Source organism: Nonomuraea sp. MG754425, assembly GCF_021699195.1.
Lineage (GTDB): Bacteria > Actinomycetota > Actinomycetes > Streptosporangiales > Streptosporangiaceae > Nonomuraea.
Genome location: NZ_SSXE01000414.1, coordinates 1 through 2,604 on the forward strand (window position 1 = coordinate 1; position 2,604 = coordinate 2,604).

Sequence of the window (2,604 nt, forward strand, 5' to 3'; positions counted from 1 at the left end):
CACGGCGGCCCCCACGGCGGCCCCCACGGTGGCCCCCACGGTGGTCCGCATGGCGCTCCGCCCGGCGAGCCGTACGCGGGACCGCATTCCGCCCCGCCCGCCACCGACTGGCCGCAGCAGCCGACGTTCCAGATGGGGCCCGGCCACCCGTCGTTCCCGTCGAACCCGGAGGCGGGCGGCAACTGGGGCAGCCCGCCGTGGCAGCCGGACCCGGGAGCCTGGCCGGTGGAGCCGCGCGGCGGCTTCGAGAGCAGCGACGTCTGGACGCCGCCCAAGGGCTCCGCCTGGAACGGCGACCGGGGCCTGCCCAGACGGCCCATGCCCGCGCCGCCCCCCGGCGGCTGGAGCCAGGACACGAACCCGCCGCAGCGGCCGGGGTTCGAGTTCACCGAGCCGGAGTCCAGGTCCGAGGTCACGGGTCCCATGCCGGCGGCACCGCCCGCGTCCGCGGGCGACGACTACCTGCCGATCTTCGCGGCCGTCGAGTCCGCCTGGTTCGGGCGCGACTCGAACGGCGCGAGCTGGGGCTCATCGAAGGTGGACGCGGGCTGGAGCGCGGCGGAGGCGGCGGCGGAACCGGTACGCGACGGCTCGACGTCGGCGGGTCTGCCGAAACGGGTGCCCAAGGCCAACCTGGTGCCCGGCTCGGCCGACACCGCCGCCGCCCCGAAGAACGTCGCACCGATGCCGTCGGTGTCGCCGGACCGGATGCGCAACCGCCTATCGAGCTTCCAGCAGGGCTTCAGAGCGGCGCGCGACGATATCAGCGAGGGCAGGGCGTTCCCGCCCGGCTCCAACCCATCGAACCAGGGTGAAAGAGAGGAGGGCGCATGACCGACCTCAGCCACGCGGCCCGCGGCGTCGACTGGCTGATCACCGACTTCGTCAGCACGGTCCCGGGCGTGGCGCACGCGGTGGTCGTCTCGTCCGACGGGCTGCCGCTGGCGGCGTCGGCGGGTTTCCCGGCCGACCGGGCCGATCAGCTCGCTGCGATCGCGTCGGGCCTGGTGAGCCTGACGCAGGGCGCGGCCAGGGTCTTCGAAGGCGGCGCGGTCAACCAGACGATCGTGGAGATGCAGCGCGGGCTGATGCTGATCATGTCGATCAGCGACGGCTCGACACCGGCCGTACGCGCGGAGTTGCGCGCCAGCCAGACCAGGTGATCTACGTGACGGAACCGAGATGGGACAGCACCGGTTGGGCCCCTCCGCAACAGCCCCAGCCCCAGCCCCAGTCCCAGTCGCCGCGCAGCCCCGACCCCGCTTCGCCCGTCCGCCCGTATGCGGTGACAGGTGGACGAACGGCGCCGCGGGTCAAGCTGGCGATGGAGGCCCTGGTGTCCTCGGCGACCGCCGAGCAGCGGGAGTTCTCCCACATCACGCCGGAGTACCAGGCGATCAGCCAACTGTGCCGGCAGGTCCGGTCGGTGGCCGAGGTGTCGGCCCTGCTGCGGATCCCGCTGGGGGTGGTGCGTGTGCTGATCGCTGACATGGCCGCCGAAGGTCTGGTCCGGGTGCATCAGCCACAACTGGACGCCGGCAGGCCGGACGTCAATCTGCTCGAAAGGGTTCTCAGTGGACTTCGCAGGCTCTAGCCCCGGCCTCACCTCGACGAAGATCGTGGTGGCTGGAGGTTTCGGGGTGGGCAAGACGACGTTCGTCGGGGCGGTGTCGGAGATCATGCCGTTGACGACGGAGGCTGTCATGACCGACGCCTCCGCCGGTATCGACGACCTGGGTATGACGCCGCTGAAGTCGACCACGACCGTCGCCATGGACTTCGGCCGGGTCTCCCTGGACCGTGACCTGATCCTCTACCTGTTCGGCACCCCCGGACAGCACCGGTTCTGGTTCATGTGGGACGACCTGGTGCGCGGCGCCATCGGCGCGGTCGTGCTGGTCGACACGCGCCGGCTGGCCGACAGCTTCCCCGCGATCGACTACTTCGAAGAGGCCCAGCTCCCGTTCGTGGTGGGCGTGAACGGCTGGGACGGCCAGTATCCCCACAGCGACTCCGAGGTGCGCGACGCCCTGACCCTCGCGCCGCACATCCCGATGGTCCGGCTCGACGCCCGCAAGAAGGACTCGGTCAAGGTCGCGCTGATCCAGCTCGTCGAGCACGCGCTGACGGTCCGGATGGCCGTGCCGGGCTGGGGCGGCTGACCACGGGGCGACCATGTAGCCGAACGTACGAAGTGACGACCAGACTGATCGCACAGAGTGACCGCATCGAGCCCGGGGTGCGTTGACGCGGGGGCATTCACATGATCACAATGGCTCCCGCCGAGCATCGCAGGAGCACCATGTCCCGTGGCCGCACCGCATGAACGTGATCAACCCGATCACCGGGCAGTCCGACCGACCGCTCGCCCCGATCCCGCCCGACCGGCTGGCCGCCGTCGCGGCCGGGCTGCGCGAGCGGGCCCCCGCCTGGCAGAGCGCCGACCGCGGCGCGGTCCTGGCGCGCTTCGGAGCCGCGCTCGCCGACGACGACCGGCTGCTCGCCGCCCTGGTGGCCGACACCGGCAGGGTGGGGGAGTCGCTGCTGGAACGCCGGCTGGTGGCCGCGCTCATCGACCGATGGGTACGTCAGGCCCCCGCCCTC

General features: G+C 72.0%; 3 protein-coding genes and 2 pseudogenes. All 5 read left to right on the forward strand.

Going from position 1 to position 2,604, the window contains the following annotated elements; all coding sequences use genetic code 11:
• Nucleotides 1-834: pseudogene (locus FAF44_RS53135) on the forward strand (hypothetical protein); the annotation flags it as partial.
• A pseudogene (locus FAF44_RS53140) lies at nt 831-1,118 on the forward strand (roadblock/LC7 domain-containing protein); the annotation flags it as partial. The pseudogenes FAF44_RS53135 and FAF44_RS53140, both read left to right, overlap by 4 nt.
• A gap of 167 nt (nt 1,119-1,285) precedes the next feature.
• The gene (locus FAF44_RS53145; protein WP_237111109.1) at nt 1,286-1,594 is read left to right on the forward strand and encodes a DUF742 domain-containing protein; all 309 of its coding nucleotides are present in this window, start codon (nt 1,286-1,288) and stop codon (nt 1,592-1,594) included.
• Nucleotides 1,575-2,162 (forward strand): ATP/GTP-binding protein, encoded by a 588-nt coding sequence (locus FAF44_RS53150; RefSeq protein ID WP_237111110.1) that lies wholly within the window; start codon nt 1,575-1,577, stop codon nt 2,160-2,162. Before FAF44_RS53145 ends, FAF44_RS53150 begins: the two co-directional genes overlap by 20 nt.
• Before the next feature lie 160 nt (nt 2,163-2,322).
• A partial coding sequence (locus tag FAF44_RS53155) for a hypothetical protein (RefSeq protein ID WP_237111111.1) occupies nt 2,323-2,604 on the forward strand: 282 nt, incomplete at its 3' end.